The sequence below is a fragment of the Streptomyces sp. ME02-8801-2C genome (assembly GCF_033793965.1).
Taxonomy (GTDB): Bacteria; Actinomycetota; Actinomycetes; order Streptomycetales; family Streptomycetaceae; genus Streptomyces.
Genome location: NZ_JARAXP010000003.1, coordinates 461,414 through 476,631 on the forward strand (window position 1 = coordinate 461,414; position 15,218 = coordinate 476,631).

Genomic DNA, 15,218 nt, shown 5'->3' on the forward strand with positions numbered 1-15,218 from the left:
TCCTTCTTAGCGGCCGCGGCGGGGTTTGTTCTGGCGGGTGCTGTTGGATCGGGGGTTTTTGCCTGTTGCTCTGCCCTTTGTTGCTGTGGTGTTCGGGGTTTTCCTGGGCTTGGGCTGTTTGGGCTGGGGTTCTTCGCGGCGGCCGCGTGAGCTGTTGACCGTGCGGCCCCGCACGATGCCGATGAAGTCCTCGACCAGGTCGGTCGTGCGGTTCTCCGGCCACGACAGGGCGACCTGGGACTCGGGCGCGTCCGTGACCGGGCGGAAGGTGAGGTCCCTGCGGTGGTGGAGGCGGGCGAGGGACTGGGGGACGACGAGGACACCGATCCCGGCCGCCACCAGCTCGATGGCGTCCTCGGTGGTCGCGGGGCGCTCGAGCGCGGGGCGGCCGGGGAGGTTCTCCCAGGCGAGGGTGTCGTCGAGAGGGTGCAGCACGATCTCGTCGGCGAGGTCCTCGGCGGTCACCTCGTCGACGGCGGCCACGACATGGTCCTTGGGGACCACGACCACCGAGGTCTCGGTGTAGAGAGGGATCGCGCTGAGCACCGTACGGTCGACCGGCAGCCGTACGAGGCCCGCGTCGGCGTCTCCGGTCAGCAGCAGAGCGCCGACGTCGGCGGCGGGCACCTGGAGCAGGGTCAGGGGGACGTCGGTTCGCCGCTCGTTCCAGATCCGCACCCACTTGGCGGGGATCACTCCCGGGACGTACGCGAGCCGAAACGCGGGGGAATCTTCCGAGCCAGTCACCGCGCCAGGCTACCTGCCCCGTCCGTCGTGGTCGGCGCCGGTTCATACGCTCGATATTCTTGACCGCATGACGACGCACCAGACCTCCCAGACCATGAAGCCCGCGACCGCGGCGAAGAAGCTGGGTGTGTACCTCCAGGCCACCCCCGCGGAGTTCCAGGAGGGTGTCGTCACGCGCGCCGAGCTGACCGCGCTGCAGGCCGACCCGCCGGCCTGGCTGCGCGACCTGCGGCGCGACGGCCCGCACCCCCGTCCCGTGGTCGCGTCGAAGCTGGGCGTCTCCATCGCGGGGCTGGCCCGCGGCGGGGTCACCGAGGCCCTCACCACCGAGCAGATCGACGCCCTGAAGCAGGACGACCCCGAGTGGCTCCGCAAGGAGCGCTCCGTGCACGTCGACGTGCGCAAGGAGGCTGCGCGCGTCAAGGAGCTGCATCAGGACCAGCAGGCGAAGCGGCAGCAGCAGGGTAGGTAGGACGGTTCCCGGGAGACCGGACGCGCCCGTCGGTGGTCCCGACGTGCGCGGCGCCTCCGTCTCGCCGATCATTGTCTCTGCCGTACGGCAAGCGCCACGACGACGAGAGGTGCGGTGGCCATGGACGCTTACCGGCCGCTGCTCTTCGACGACGTCGAGGCGCTGCTCGCCGGGCCGGCCGCCGGGGACCTGCCGCGGCTGGTCGGGGAGTACGGGCTGCTGCGTCAGCTCGTCGAGGGCACGGCCGCCGGGATCGTCATCCTCGACACGGAGCTGCGCTTCCTCTACGTCAACCCGCACATGGTCCGGATCAGCGGCCTGTCGGAGCAGGAGCTGCTGGGGCGGACGCTGGCCGAGGCGTCGCCGGACGTCGACCGGCCCGAGGGCGTGCTGCGACAGGTGCTGTACGACGGGCAGCCCCGTGAGCTCGTCGGGACGGGGCACACCCGCGCGGACTCGCCCTTCACCCGCCGTGCCTTTCACGCCACCTACCACCGGCTCCAGGACGAGCGGGGCCGCGTTCTCGGACTCGCCGGGATCTTCCTGGAGATCAGCGCCCCGCAGCAGCACGTCGACGAGCTGGAGCGCGCGCACCGCCGGATGACACTGCTGGACACGGCCACCGCGCGCATCGGGACCACCTCGGACGTGCAGGCGACCTGCGTCGAGCTGGCCCGGTTCATGGTGCCGGACCTGGCGGACGCGGCCGGTGTCGAGCTGAACCTCGAGGGGAAGGCCGGCCCGCACCTGCCGCCCCCGGGAGTGCTGCGGCTGCGCCGGGCGGCCCTCGCGGCGGTGCCCGGCATCAAGGACGCCGTGCTCGCCCTGGCCGGTGTCGGCGACATCCTGGACTATCCGCCGGGCACCGAGATCCGCGCGTGCCTGGACGCGGGGCTCCCCTGGCTGAGCAACGGTGTCCCTGGGCAGGAGCAGCAGTCCGGAGTGGTGCATGCGGACGGGGCCGACGCATACCAGGGCCTCGGCATCCACTCTGTTCTCGTACTGCCCCTGATCGCGGGCAGGCGCCCGCTGGGCACCCTCTCCCTCGTGCGGGCGTTCGACTCCCCCGGTTTCACGGTCGACGACGTGTCGGTGGCCCTCGAGCTGGCGCAGCGGGCCGCCGGCGCCCTGGAACGGGCCGCCCTGCACACCCGTGAGCACAGCATGGCCCTGGAGCTCCAGCACGCGCTGCTCACCGACATCTCCGGGCCCCCGAACCCGCGCGCACCGACCGCGTTCCGCTATCTTCCCGCCGACGACGTGGCCCTCATCGGAGGCGACTGGTTCGACAGTCTGCCCCTGCCCGACGGGCGGAACCTGCTCGTCATCGGGGATGTCATGGGGCACGGGGTCGAGGCCGCCGTCGCCATGAGCCACTATCGCTCCGCGCTGCGCGCCCTGGCCCTGGCGGGCCTTCCCCCGCACCTGGTGCTCACCCACGCCGATCGCACGGTCGCCGACTCCGGGTTCGACCGGGTCGCCACCTGTCTGCTGGCCCTGGAGGACCCCGTCCACCGCACGGTGTCCTACGCGAACGCCGGTCACCTCCCGCCCGCCGTCCTCTCCCCGGACGGCAGGGTCGCCCTCGTCGACGTCCCGTCCGGCCCGCCCCTGGGCACCGGATTCGGCAGCTACACGACGCTGACCCACCCGACGGTCCCGGACTGTGTGCTCCTGCTCTACACGGACGGCCTGGTGGAGCGGCGCGGCGAGGACATCGACGTGTCGCTGCGCCGCCTCACCCGGCTGCGGCTGTCCCCGCGCGCCTCCCTGGACGTCATCCTCGACGACGTTACGGCCCAGCTCGCGGACGCCCCCGCCGAGGACGACATCGCCGTGCTGGCGGCCCGTTCCCGGGCGAACTGACGGCTGGGGACTACGAGGTCGGCTGAGGGCGCCACCCTGGCGAAAGGGTGACGCCCTCGGAGCGGCCGGAAGTGGCGCTCGGCCGTGCTAGTCGGTGAACTCCACCGCCGTGGGCCGGCGTGAGGCCGCCATCGCCTCGTCGACGTCCGTCAGGGGACGCAGCCGGTAGCTGTACGAGTAGTCGCGGCCCGCGAACAGCTTGTACTCGTCGTGGGTGTGCGCGCCCCAGCTGTTGTCGCCGCCGACGCCCATCTGGCGATGGCTCACGCGCAGGACGACCTCGTCGCGCGGGGTGAGCTGGTAGTCGTGGCGGGCCCCGACCGACAGGTCCTCCGGGGTGAAGTGCGAGGCGTTGACCTCGAGGAGCGGCTCGGCACTGACCAGCAGGCCGGTGCCCTTGCGGTCCGTCAGGGCGATCCAGCGGACGTCGGTCTTGTTGCCGTTCTCCTGCGGGCGCAGATAGCCGCTCCACTGCCCGTCGACGGTGCCGGAGTAGAGGCCCACATCGGTGGAGTTGTTGCGGTCCCAGTGGTTCTCCTCGGGGCCGCGGCCGTAGTAGTGCAGCCGGTCGAGGCGGCCGGGCAGGAGGAGGATGTTGCCGACCTCCGGGATGTACGGCAGCGAGGCGGCACCCGGGTGCAGGGTGTTGTCGACCTTGATCTCACCGTTGCCGAAGACGGTGTAGGTCGTGGTGTACGTCGATGCCGGTGTCGTGGGCAGGGTGCCGGCGACCTTGATCTCGACGGCCCGGTCCCGCAGAGCGCGCACGCTCACACCGGTCACGGCCCGCCGGGTACCCGCGTCGCGCCAGATCTGGTTGCGGGTGTGCTGGCCGTTACCCCGGTCGTTGTCGGTGGGCGCCCGCCAGAAGTTGGGGGTGGGCCCGGCCTCGATCAGCTGGGTACCGCCTGCCTTGTACGAGGTGATCACGCCGGTCGCCTTGTCGACGGTGACCGAGAAGGCCTTGCCCCTGACGGTGACCGACGTGTCGCCGTCCTCGTGGCGCAGTGCCGGGACCCTGGTCAGCGGCCTCGGCGTGACGGCGGGGCTTGCCGCGTCGAGGGCGAGTTGCTGCCGGGCCACCTCGAAGCCGGCCTTGGCCCACTTCGTGCTCTGCCTGGTGGTGAAGGACAGTTCCAGGAAGTACTCCGCGCCCGGCGCCGGGTCGTCCGGCAGTTCGAAGGGCACCGTGATGGTCTTGCTGGACAGGGGCGCCACGTCCAGTTGGGCCCGGGTCAGCTTGCCGCGCCGGACCACGCTTCCGTCGGCGACCAGTTCCCAACGTCCGTCGAATTCACGGAGGTTGGTGAAGAGGTACTCGTTGGTGAGGGTGACCGTGCCCGGTGCCGAGCCCGCCGCGATCTGCACCGCCTGGTAGATCCGCTTGACCTCGGCGGACTTGCCGGTGAGCCGGCGGTCGGCGGTGATGATGCCGTCCCCGGCGAAGGCCCCGTCGTTGGGGTTGTCGCCCCAGTCGCCGCCGTAGGCGTAGAACGTCTTGTCGCGGGGCTTCTTCTCGGTGAGGCCGGCGGTGGCGGCGTCGAACCAGAACCGTACGCCCTCGTCACCGGCCCCACGGCTCTCGGAGGCGAGCTCGGCTGCGGTCAGCGCGCGGGCGTAGACGCGGGCCCGGCGAATGGTGCCGCTGAACTCGCGGGTGGGGTTGTCGATGTCGGTGGCCAGCGCGAGGGAGGCGGTGTTGTTGCTGGGCCGCTGGGTGGTGTTCTTGGTGGCCCGCACCACGCCGTCGACGTGGAGGGTCAGGGTGCCGGCCGCCGCGTCGAAGACACCGGCGATGTGGTGCTCCTTGCCGGTCCAGTCGGCGGGCAGCGACCAGTACGCGCTGATCCACTGGCCGCCGCCGTAGATGAAGAACTCCAGGCCCCGGTCCGACTGCTTCAGGGCGTACTGGGTGTCGCCCTTGGCGATGACGGGCTGGTGGTAGCCGAGGAAGTGCGGGGTGATCCACGCCTCCAGCGTCAGGGAGCCGGTGAGGTCGAGGCTCTTGTCGCGGGCGAAGACGGTGCCGCCGGAGACTCCCTGGTCGCGGGTGAAGGTGCCGGCGGGGGCGATGATCTCGCCGTGGAGCGCGTTGGGCCCGGTTTCGGTGAGCAGCTTGCGCGTCGGGGTGGGCCAGCTGAGGGCCTGGTCGACGAAGTCCCAGATCCAGCCGCCCTGGAGGACCGGGTAGCGGCGGACGAGGTCCCAGTACTTCTTGAAGTTGCCGTTCGAGTTCCCCATGCCGTGCGAGTACTCGATCATCACGTAGGGCCGGGTGTCGTTGGTGTCCTTGGCCCGTTGCTCGACGCGGGCGGGACTGTCGTACATCTCGGAGCGGATGTCGCTGATCCCGGGGCGGTCGTCGCCCTCGTACTGGATGACCCGGGTGGTGTCGTAGGAGCGGATCCAGTCGTACATGGCGTTGAACGTGGTGCCGCCGCCCGCCTCGTTGCCGAGGGACCAGATGACGACCGAGGCGTGGTTCTTGTCCCGGTGGACCATGTTCTGGGCGCGAGCCACACATGCCGTGGTCCACTCGGCGTGGTTGCCGGGGTACTCGCCGCGGACGCCGTGGGTCTCGAGGTTGGTCTCGTCCACGAGGTACAGGCCGTACTCGTCGGCGAGTTCCAGCCATAGGGGGTTGTTCGGGTAGTGCGAGGTCCGGACGGTGTTGATGTTGAGCCGTTTGATGATGCCGATGTCCTCGACCATGTCGGCGCGGGTGAGGGCCGAGCCATGGACGGGGTGCATCTCGTGCCGGTTGGTGCCCCGGAAGGAGACCGGCTTGCCGTTGATGCGCATCAGCCCGTCCTTCAGGGCGAACTCGCGCAGGCCCACCCGGTGGGAGAGGGTCTCGATGACCTTGCCCGCGGGGTCGCGCAGCCGGAGCACGGCGGTGTAGAGGTTCGGGTGTTCGGCCGACCACAGACGCGGCGCGGGCACGGCCTTCGCGGCCTGTACGGACTTCTCCTCGCCGGCGCCGAGCCCGACGGTCTGCTGGAGCGGACGCGACCAGACGGGGTGCCCGCCGGCGTCGTACAGCTGGGTCTCGACGGAGTACTGGCCGGCGCCCTTGCCTCCGTAGTCCCGCACGTTCGCGGTGACCGACAGTTCGGCGGCCGTGTAGTCGTCGCTCAGCGGGGTGTCGAGGCGGAAGTCGCGCAGGCGTACGGCGGGTGTCGAGTAGAGGTAGACCGAGCGGAAGATGCCGCTCAGCCGGATCATGTCCTGGTCCTCCAGCCAGTCGCCGTCGGAGTAGCGGTAGACCTCCACGGCTATCTGGTTGGCGCCCGGCTTCAGGTACGGGGTGATGTCGTACTCGGAGGGGTCGTAGGAGTCCTCGTGGTAGCCGACGAGTGTGCCGTTGATCCATACGTAGTGGGCCGATTTGACGCCCTCGAAGTGGAGGAACGTACGGCGTCCCGCCCAGTCGCGCGGGAGGGTGAAGGTGCGGCGGTACTGGCCCACCGGGTTGTGGCGGGTCGGGGCGGCCGGCGGCTGCGCCTCCTCGCCCCGGCCGTTGGCGCCCCACCAGGGGTAGTCGATGTTGACGTAGATCGGGCTGTCGTACCCGTGCAGCTGCCAGGCGGACGGGACGGGAATGGTGTCCCAGGAACGGTCGTCGACGTCGGTGCGGTAGAAGTCCTTCGCCCGGTCGTCGGGACGGTCGACGTACGCGAACTTCCAGGTGCCGTCGAGGCTCTGCCGGTACGGGGAGTGGGTGCGGTCGGCGGCGAGGGCCTGTGCGACGGTCGCGTAGGGCATCAGCGTGGTGTGCGCGGGTTCGGTGCCGACGCGGAAGACGTCGATGTGGCCGTTCCACTCTGGGGTGGCCTCGGCCGTGCCCGCGGCGGTGGCCCGGTGGGCGGCCGCCGTGCCGGACAGGGCGAGCGCGCCGAGAACGGCGGCTCCTCCTTCCAGCAGACGGCGGCGGCTGACGGCGAACTCGTGGGGGTGCGGCATGACCGTGGCCTTCCTCGGTACGACTGTGCGATGCACGGACTGAGGGCGCGTCAGATCATGTTCGTTACTGTTGACAAACCGACCCGGAATCCGGCAGCGCTGTGGTCATCGGTGGCGGCTCAATCCACCTGGGCGGTGCGGGAGTTGCTATGGGGTCAGCACACAACTGCTGGTGACAGTGGGAGCTGCCGAGCCAGGCTCACCCTAGGACTTCGAACACAGCCTAAGCAAGAATCTTGTAGGACTCTGTTTGATCCTGATGACTCGACAGGACTTCCCTGGTACGCGTGCGTTGGTCCAGGCCCCGGCCGCTCGGATGTCGGACAGGGTGGACGACATGGCGGCCGGGCACGGGCATCCTGGGGTGCGACGACGTCCGGGGGCGCACCGCACGCGCTCCTGGGAGAATCGTCAGCCCCGGCGGGAGGAACGGCATGACCAGCGTCGACGTGCACCAGCATCTGTGGACCCCCTCGCTGGTGGCAGCCCTGCGCGCCCGCCGCGAACCGCCGTTCCTGGACGGCTGGACCCTGCACCTCCACGGCGAGCCGCCCTTCGACGTCCCGCCCGCCGACCACAACATCGCCGGCCGCGCCGAACTCGCCGCCGCCGACGGCCTCGGCCGGGTGCTCGTCTCACTGTCTTCCCCGATCGGCGTGGAGTGGCTGCCCGCCGCCGCGGCCCGGCCCCTGCTGGACGCGTATCACGAGGGCTCGGCGGCCCTTCCGGAACCGTTCAGCGCGTGGGCCGCCGCCTGTGTGCGGGACGTCGACGCGAACGCGACGGCCAAGGACCTCGACCGCGGGTTCGCGGGCCTCCAGCTCCCGGCGAACGCCCTTGCCGACGCGGCCGGTTACGCCCGGTGCGCCCCGCTCCTCGACCTGCTCGAGGAGCGCGGCCTGCCGTTGTTCGTCCATCCCGGACCGGCGCCGGCCGAGTCTGCGGGACCGGGCTGGTGGCCGGCGATGGTTCCCTACGTCCAGCAGATGCACGCCGCCTGGTTCGCTTTCCGCGCCTTCGGCCGGCCCCGCCATCCCGGCCTGCGCGTGTGCTTCGCCCTGCTGGCCGGGCTCGCCCCGCTGCACGGGGAGCGCTTCGCCGCCCGGGGCGGTGGCGCGGAGGCGGACGTGGACCCGGGCGTCTTCGTCGACACGTCGTCGTACGGCCCTCGCGCCGTCGACGCGACCGTCCGGGCCCTGGGCGCCGAGGCCGTCGTCCAGGGCTCGGACCGGCCTTACGCGCAGCCGCCGCTGAACCCCGGGTTCGGTCTGGGGGGTGCGGCCGCGTACGCCTTCCGGGTCGCCAATCCGCGGCGGCTGCTCACCGGGAGATGACCCGGGGCACCTGAGGTTCTACGGCCCTGCGCCCCGGCTCACCTCACGCTCACCTCGCGCTCACGCAGGCCGTGGGGGTCGACCACCTCGCGGATGAGCCGCAGTTCGGTCTCGTCGGGCAGCCGGGTCGCGGGGGCGCGGTTCGCGTCGAGTTCGAAGCCGGTGTTCGCCTGCACGTCCGCCGCGGTGACGCCGGGATGCAGCGAACGTACCCGCAGCCGTCCGTCGTCCCCGTAGTCGAGGACCGCGAGGTCGGTGATCACCACGCCCAGGTCGTGGAAGCGCAGCCCTTTCGTGCCGCGCGCCCGGTCGTTGCCCACCCCGCAGACCACGTCGACCTTCTCGACGAAGACCTTCGGGGTGTGTCTGGCCACCCAGTAGTCGGTGCGGTGGTTGGCCGTGTTGCCGGGAGCGCCCCGTACGCCGATGAGTTGGCGGGTGGGGCGACGCCAGTCGCCGATGAGGGAGATGTTCTGGTTCCCGTACCGGTCGATCTGGCTGGCGCCCATCATGCTCTGCCGCCGGCCGCTGGCGACGACGTCGAAGACCCGCCGATAGGGCACCCAGCCCTCGACGACGCCCCCGTCCGCCGCTGTCCGGCCGAGCGGTGGCGGATCGCTCATGAAGTAGGCCTCGCCGTCGGTCAGTACCAGGTCCGGGCTGGTCGTCAGGCGGGCGAGCCGCGCCCCGATCGAGGGCAGCACACCGGCCGTGTGCGCGAGCACCTCCCCGGCATCGCGCCACGCGTCGGCGCAGGCGGCGGCGCACACCTCGGCCCGGGTGATCTCCGTCATCGCCCCTCCCCCTGTTCTTCGCGGTGGGCGTGGAACTCGGCGACGGCCTCGTGGTAGGCCTGTTCGTCGCCGTCGAGGAAGGTCTTGTGGAAAAGCTTCCAGGAGTCGGCGTCGCGCGCCGCCGACGCGTAGTGCGCCTGGAAGGCCTCGTCCCGCGCGTAGTCGGGTGCGCAGGAGGTGAAGTGGGCACCACGGGGTGTCTCGATCACGCCGTTGACGAAGAGCCGGCTGATCAGCAGTGACTGGGCCGGTCCGGCGGCGAGCAGGTCCGCCGGCTCCACGATCCGCTCGGTGCTGACGTAGCAGCGGTCGGCCGCCATCGCGAACAGATCGTCGAAGTACGGGTCCGGGCCGAGGTACTGGGCGTTGCCGGCCCGGTCGGCGCGGTTGACGTGCACCAGGGCCACGTCGAGCCGCAGCGCCCGCATCGCGACGTACTCCTCGTCGGCGTACGGCGAGGCGATCGTCACCAGGTCGGGGTTCATCGTGAGGACGTCGGAGCCAAGGCCGGCTCGGGTCGGCAGGAAGGACAGCCGGCTCGCGGCGGCCCGCAGACCGGTGACGAACATGCCCTCGTCGTACTCGGCGGTCTCCACGCCGCCCCGCTCGCGCACGGCGCGGAAGTGCGGGTCGAGGGCGATGCTGTCCAGCGAGACGAAGCCGTAGACCAGCTTGCGGACCCGGCCCGCCGCGCACAGCAGCCCCACGTCCGGCCCGCCGAAGGTGACCACGGTCAGGTCGCGCACGTCCGTGCGCAGGAGTTGGCGTACCAGTGCCATCGGTTTGCGGCGCGATCCCCACCCGCCGACACCGATCGTCATGCCCGACTCGACGGTGCCCGCGAAGTCCGCCAGGGACATCGACTTGTCACCCATCAGTTGTTCCTCCCGCGCCGCCACCCGTTCGGAGTCTTACCTAGCAAACAATTGTTAGGTTACGTTGGCTCGACCGACAACCCCTCGTCGACCGACAACCCCTCGGCAGCCGGGACTCACCGCCCCGGCGCGCGGCGCGACAACGCGAGAAGGAGATCCGGCATGAGCGCCCCCACCGCCCCCGTCCATCCCGCCCTGCACACCGCGCTGTGCGACCTGGTCGGCGTCCGCTACCCGATCGTGCAGACCGGCATGGGGTATGTGTCCGGCCCGGAGCTGACGGCGGCCACCGCGGCGGCGGGTGGGCTGGGCATCCTGGCCAGTGCGACGCTCTCCCTCGACGAGACCAGGGACGCCGTCCGCGCCGTCCGGGAGCGCACCGACGCGCCGTTCGGCGTGAACATGCGCGGCGACTCCCCCGATGTCCTGGAGCGCGGCGCCCTCCTGGTGCGCGAGGGCGTGAAGATAGCGTCCTTCGCTCTCGCGCCCCATGAACGCGTTGTCCGCGAACTCAAGGACTCCGGGCTGGTCGTCATCCCGTCGGTCGGCGCGCGCCGCCATGCCGAGAAGGTGCAGGCGTGGGGGGTGGACGCGGTCGTCGTGCAGGGCAGTGAGGGCGGCGGTCACACCGGGGGCGTACCCACCTCGATCCTGCTGCCGCAGGTCGTGGACGCCGTAGACATCCCGGTCGTCGCGGCCGGCGGGTTCCGCGACGGGCGGGGGCTGGTCGCCGCGCTCGCCCAGGGGGCCGTGGGCATCGCGATGGGCACACGGTTCCTGCTGACCAGCGACAGCACCGTGCGTGACTCCGTCAAGGCCGAGTACCTCAAGCGGGGCGTCGCCGACACCGTCGTCACCCCAGTCCTCGACGGGATACCCCAGCGGGTACTGCGCACGGAAGCGGTGGAACGGCTCCTGCGGGAACGGGCACCCGCGCGACTGGTCCGTTCCCTGCGGCACGCCGTCACGTTCCGGAAGATCTCCGGCACCTCATGGGCCGACCTGGTCCGCGAAGGGCTCGCCATGCGGCGCGGTCACGAACTGGGCTGGTCCCAGGTCGTGATGGCGGCGAACACCCCGATGATGCTGCGCGCGAGCATGGTCGACGGCCGGACGGACCTGGGCACCCTCGCCTCCGGCCAGGTCGCGGGCGTCATCGACGACCTGCCCAGCTGTGCCGAACTCGTCGAACGCATCGTCATGGAGGCCGACGCCGTCCTCACCCGACTGACCACCGGCGGAGCAAAACGGTGACCACGGCCGACCGCCCCCCCGACACTGGGAGAACCCATGGGCACCGACATCATCAAGGCCACCGTGGACGGGCGCGGGATAGCCGAGGTCGTCGTCGACTGTCCGCCGGTCAACGCCCTCCCGGTGGGAGGCTGGTACCAGCTGGCGCGGACGGTCGAACGGCTCGGCCGCGACCCGGACGTACGGGTGGTGCTGCTGCGCGCCGAGGGGCGCGGTTTCAACGCCGGTGTGGACGTCAAGGAGTTGCAGGCCGACACCGGTCATGCCGCCGTCATCGGGGTGAACCGGGGCTGCTTCGCCGCGTTCGCCGCGGTCTACGACTGCGCGGTGCCGGTGATCACCGCGGTCCACGGCTTCTGTCTGGGCGGCGGGATCGGCCTGGTCGGCAACTCGGACGTGATCGTCGCCGCCGAGGACGCCTACTTCGGGCTGCCCGAGGTGGACCGGGGTGCGCTGGGCGCCGCGACGCATCTGTCCCGTCTCGTCCCTCAGCACAGGGCCAGGGCGATGATGTACACCTGCGCCACCGCGTCCGCCGCCGAACTGCACGCTTTCGGTTCGGTGTTCGACGTGGTCCCGGCCGACCGGTTGCGGGACCGGGCCCTGGCGGTCGCCGCCGACATCGCCGGGAAGAACCCGGCGGTGATCCGCGCCGCCAAGGAAGCCTTCAACGGAATCGACCTGTGGGACGTCAAGCGCAGCTACCGCTACGAACAGGGTTTCACCTTCGAGATCAACCTCTCGGGGATCGCCGCCGAGGTCCGCGACACCTTCGGTGGCCGTACGGACGGGGAAGGATGAGCCGTGGATCTCACCTGGAGCCCCGAGGAGGAGTCATTCCGGCAGGAGGCACGGGAGTGGCTCGCGGCGAACGTGCCGACGACTCCGCTGCCGTCCGGTGACACCCGCGAGGGGTTCGCCGCCCATCTGGAGTGGGAACGGGCGCTGTTCGAGGCCCGCTGGTCGGTCGTGTCCTGGCCCGAGGCGTACGGCGGCCGGGACGCCTCGCTGTGGCAGTGGCTGGTCTTCGAGGACGAGTACCACCGGGCCGGCGCACCCGCCCGGGTCACCCAGAACGGCATTTTCCTGCTCGCTCCGACCGTCTTCGCGTTCGGTACGCAGGAGCAGCAGCGGCGCATCCTGCCGAGGATGGCCGCCGCCCAGGATCTGTGGGCGCAGGGCTGGTCGGAGCCCGGAGCGGGCAGTGACCTCGCCGGCATCCGCAGCCGGGCGGTCCGTGACGAGACATCCGGTGGTTGGCGGCTGACCGGCCAGAAGACCTGGACGACCCGGGGCGCCTTCTGCACACACCTGTTCGGTCTGTTCCGTACGGATCCGGAGGCGGAGCGGCATCGAGGGCTCACGTACTTCCTCGTTCCGCTGGACGCGCCCGGGGTGACGGTCCGCGGTTTCGAACGCCTCGACGGCGACGAGGGGTTCGCCGAGGTCTTCCTCGACGACGTGTTCGTGTCGGACACCGAGGTGCTCGGCGGGGTCGGGGAGGGCTGGCGGGTCGCGATGGCGACGACCGGGTCCGAGCGCGGGCTGACGCTGCGCTCCCCAGGACGTTTTCTGCACACCGCCGACCGGCTGCTCGACCTGGCGCGGGCCAACGGGGCAGAGGCGGGGTTGGGGGTGGCGCATCGGGACCGGGTCGTGCAGTCGTGGATCGAGGCCCAGGCCTACGAGTTGTTCACCCTGGAACAGGTCACCTCGATCGTCGAGGGGCGGCAGGTCGGCGCCGAGTCCAGCCTGAACAAGCTGTTCTGGTCCCAGCTCGACATCGCCCTGCACGAGAGCGCCGCCGAACTGCTCGGGCCCGAAGCCGAGATCGACGGACCGTGGAGCCGAGGCTTCCTCTTCTCCCTCGCGGGGCCCATCTACGCCGGGACCAACGAGATCCAGCGCAACATCGTCGCCGAGCGGCTGCTCGGCCTGCCGAGGAGGTGACCGGACGCGATGCGCTTCGCCGTAGCCGAACGGGACGCGGCTCTCGCCGAGGCCGCCGGAGAGGTACTGGCCAAGCAGGCCGGTGCCGAACAGATCCGGGCGGGGTGGCCGGGTGGCCGCGCCGAGAGCGTCGATGCCGTGTGGCGCACCCTGGCTGGGGTTGGTGTAACCGGCCCGCTGGTACCCGAAAACCTGGGTCTCGGCCTCGACGAGAACGCGCTTCCGCCGCTGATGGAGACCCTGGGCCGCAGCGGACTGCCGGTGCCCGCCGCCGAGACCATAGCCGTGGCCGCACCCCTGCTCGCCGCTGCGGGCTCTCCGCAACTCCCGGCCGTACTGAGCGGCTCGGCGCTGCTCACGGTGTCCCTCGCCCCCGGGGCCCCGGTCCCCTTCGCCGCGCGCGCCGACCTGATCGCCGTACCCGTCGGCGACGGACTGCGCCTGTACGCGCGCGACGAGGTGGAGATCGACCCCGTCGGCTCGGTGGACGGCTCCCGGCGACTGGCCCGGGTCCGGACGCCCGTGGGCGGCGGACTGCTGCTGGCCGAGGGGCCCGCCGAGTTGGCCGTCGCCTACGGACGCGGGGTGCTGGCCACGGCAGCCCTGCTGGTCGGGCTCGCTGAGCGGATGCTCGAACTGACCGTGGCCCATGTCCGGGAGCGGCACCAGTTCGGCGTCCCGGTCGGCTCGTTCCAGGCGGTCAAGCACGCCTTGGCCGACGTGGAGTTGGCGGTGCGGTTCGCCCGGCCGGCGGTCCTCGCTGCGGGCTGGGCGCAGGCGGCGGGGGACCCGGAGGCCGCCGTACGGACGTCGATGGCCAAGGTGCTCGCCTCGGAAGCGGCACGGCAGGCGGCCCGTACGGCGATCCAGTGCCACGGCGCCATGGGCTACACGACCGAGTACGACCTCCATCTGTACGCCAAGCGGGCCTGGGCCCTGGCCTCGGACTGGGGCGGTCCCGCACAGCACCGTGAGTCCATCGCCCGGCGGCTCGGGCTCACCGGGGTGGCGGACATCGTCAGAGAAGGGGCGGGCACGTGAACGGAATCTGCCAGGACCGGATCGTCGTCGTCACCGGCGCGGGACAGGGGCTCGGGCGCGAACATGCCCTAGCGCTGGCCGCCGAAGGTGCACGCGTGGTCGTCAACGACCTCGGGGAGACGGCGAAGTCGGTGGCCGAGGAGATCGTGGCGGCCGGTGGCATCGCTGTCGCGGATCTCGGTGACGTCAGCGACTGGGGCTACGCGGAGCGGCTTGTCGGGCGGGCCGTCGACGAGTTCGGCACGTTGCACGCGCTGGTGAACAACGCGGGCATCAATCGCGACCGGATGCTGGTCTCCATGACCGAGGCGGACTGGGATCTGGTCCTGAAAGTCGACCTCAAGGGGCACGCGGCACCACTGCGGCACGCTGCCGCGTACTGGCGGGAGTTGAGCAAGCGGGGTCGGGCGGTCGACGCCCGGGTTGTCAACACCAGCTCGGGTGCCGGGCTGTTGGGCAGCGTCGGCCAGGGCAACTACGGCGCCGCGAAGGCGGGCATCGCGGCCCTCACCGTGATCGCCGCCGCCGAACTGGCCAGGTACGGCGTCACCGTGAACGCGATCGCCCCCTCCGCGCGTACCCCGATGACGGAGGCGGTCGAGGCGTTCGCCGAGCAGATGCGCGCACCGGAGTCCGGCTTCGACGCCCCGCACCCCGCGAACGTCTCCCCGTTGGTGGTGTGGCTGGCCTCCGCCGACTCGGCGGACGTCACCGGGCGCGTCTTCGAGGCCGAGGGTGGGGTGATCGGCGTCGCCGACGGCTGGCAGCACGGGCCGCGGCGGGTCCGCGACCGCCGCTGGACGCCGACCGAGGTCGGTCCGGCGGTACGGGGTCTGCTCGCCGAAGCGCCATTACCTGCACCGGTGTACGGCACCTGAGCGGCGAGCCGCGTGCGCGGCAGCGGGAGCGGGAGCGGGAACAG

General features: G+C 71.3%; 12 protein-coding genes. 8 read left to right on the forward strand and 4 right to left on the reverse strand.

Features of this window, described 5'->3' with window-relative positions; all coding sequences use genetic code 11:
- Positions 1-6: 6 nt before the first annotated feature.
- A complete protein-coding gene (locus tag PV396_RS11140; protein ID WP_319203133.1) occupies positions 7-747 on the reverse strand; it encodes a LysR substrate-binding domain-containing protein in 741 nt (246 codons plus the stop codon).
- Positions 748-814: 67 nt separating this feature from the next.
- Between PV396_RS11140 and PV396_RS11145 the strand changes: the two genes are divergently transcribed.
- Together PV396_RS11145 and PV396_RS11150 are read left to right on the forward strand one after the other, a co-directional pair.
- Positions 815-1,219: a DUF5997 family protein gene (locus PV396_RS11145; protein ID WP_319203135.1), complete on the forward strand. Its 405-nt coding sequence runs from the start codon at positions 815-817 to the stop codon at positions 1,217-1,219.
- Between the two features lie 120 nt (positions 1,220-1,339).
- Positions 1,340-3,085 (forward strand): SpoIIE family protein phosphatase, encoded by a 1,746-nt coding sequence (locus PV396_RS11150; protein WP_319203138.1) that lies wholly within the window; start codon positions 1,340-1,342, stop codon positions 3,083-3,085.
- Positions 3,086-3,172: 87 nt separating this feature from the next.
- Here the strand turns inward: PV396_RS11150 and PV396_RS11155 are convergent, their stop codons facing one another.
- A complete protein-coding gene (locus PV396_RS11155; RefSeq protein ID WP_319203140.1) occupies positions 3,173-7,048 on the reverse strand; it encodes a glycoside hydrolase family 2 TIM barrel-domain containing protein in 3,876 nt (1,291 codons plus the stop codon).
- 434 nt (positions 7,049-7,482) lie between these two features.
- Between PV396_RS11155 and PV396_RS11160 the strand changes: the two genes are divergently transcribed.
- Positions 7,483-8,382, forward strand: a complete 900-nt coding sequence (locus tag PV396_RS11160) for an amidohydrolase family protein (RefSeq protein WP_319203142.1) — start codon at positions 7,483-7,485, stop codon at positions 8,380-8,382.
- 38 nt (positions 8,383-8,420) lie between these two features.
- Here the strand turns inward: PV396_RS11160 and PV396_RS11165 are convergent, their stop codons facing one another.
- Positions 8,421-9,176, reverse strand: coding sequence for a CoA-transferase subunit beta (locus tag PV396_RS11165; protein ID WP_319203145.1), 756 nt, complete (start codon positions 9,174-9,176; stop codon positions 8,421-8,423).
- Positions 9,173-10,051 (reverse strand): CoA transferase subunit A, encoded by an 879-nt coding sequence (locus PV396_RS11170; protein WP_319203147.1) that lies wholly within the window; start codon positions 10,049-10,051, stop codon positions 9,173-9,175. Before PV396_RS11170 ends, PV396_RS11165 begins: the two co-directional genes overlap by 4 nt.
- A 162-nt stretch (positions 10,052-10,213) precedes the next feature.
- On the opposite strand from PV396_RS11170, the gene PV396_RS11175 reads away from it, so the two are divergent.
- Genes PV396_RS11175 through PV396_RS11195 form a run of 5 tightly spaced genes read left to right on the forward strand, consistent with a single transcriptional unit; the run spans position 10,214 to position 15,174 of the window.
- Positions 10,214-11,305, forward strand: coding sequence for an NAD(P)H-dependent flavin oxidoreductase (locus PV396_RS11175; protein WP_319203149.1), 1,092 nt, complete (start codon positions 10,214-10,216; stop codon positions 11,303-11,305).
- A 36-nt stretch (positions 11,306-11,341) separates the two neighbouring features.
- Positions 11,342-12,106, forward strand: coding sequence for an enoyl-CoA hydratase family protein (locus PV396_RS11180; RefSeq protein ID WP_319203151.1), 765 nt, complete (start codon positions 11,342-11,344; stop codon positions 12,104-12,106).
- A gap of 3 nt (positions 12,107-12,109) precedes the next feature.
- Entirely contained in the window at positions 12,110-13,255 is a 1,146-nt protein-coding gene (locus tag PV396_RS11185) for an acyl-CoA dehydrogenase family protein (RefSeq protein WP_319203153.1), read from the forward strand.
- 9 nt (positions 13,256-13,264) lie between these two features.
- Positions 13,265-14,296, forward strand: a complete 1,032-nt coding sequence (locus tag PV396_RS11190; RefSeq protein WP_319203155.1) for an acyl-CoA dehydrogenase — start codon at positions 13,265-13,267, stop codon at positions 14,294-14,296.
- On the forward strand, positions 14,293-15,174 hold the full coding sequence (locus PV396_RS11195; protein ID WP_319203157.1) for an SDR family oxidoreductase: 882 nt from the start codon (positions 14,293-14,295) through the stop codon (positions 15,172-15,174). Before PV396_RS11190 ends, PV396_RS11195 begins: the two co-directional genes overlap by 4 nt.
- Positions 15,175-15,218: the final 44 nt, after the last annotated feature.

Bases quoted from the DNA above. Each gene is read 5' to 3' on its own strand.
- PV396_RS11145 (WP_319203135.1), top strand. From the start codon at position 815: ATGACGACGCACCAGACCTCCCAGACCATGAAGCCCGCGACCGCGGCG.
- PV396_RS11150 (WP_319203138.1), top strand. From the start codon at position 1,340: ATGGACGCTTACCGGCCGCTGCTCTTCGACGACGTCGAGGCGCTGCTC.
- PV396_RS11155 (WP_319203140.1), bottom strand. From the start codon at position 7,048: ATGCCGCACCCCCACGAGTTCGCCGTCAGCCGCCGCCGTCTGCTGGAA.
- PV396_RS11160 (WP_319203142.1), top strand. From the start codon at position 7,483: ATGACCAGCGTCGACGTGCACCAGCATCTGTGGACCCCCTCGCTGGTG.
- PV396_RS11165 (WP_319203145.1), bottom strand. From the start codon at position 9,176: ATGACGGAGATCACCCGGGCCGAGGTGTGCGCCGCCGCCTGCGCCGAC.
- PV396_RS11170 (WP_319203147.1), bottom strand. From the start codon at position 10,051: ATGGGTGACAAGTCGATGTCCCTGGCGGACTTCGCGGGCACCGTCGAG.
- PV396_RS11175 (WP_319203149.1), top strand. From the start codon at position 10,214: ATGAGCGCCCCCACCGCCCCCGTCCATCCCGCCCTGCACACCGCGCTG.
- PV396_RS11180 (WP_319203151.1), top strand. From the start codon at position 11,342: ATGGGCACCGACATCATCAAGGCCACCGTGGACGGGCGCGGGATAGCC.
- PV396_RS11190 (WP_319203155.1), top strand. From the start codon at position 13,265: ATGCGCTTCGCCGTAGCCGAACGGGACGCGGCTCTCGCCGAGGCCGCC.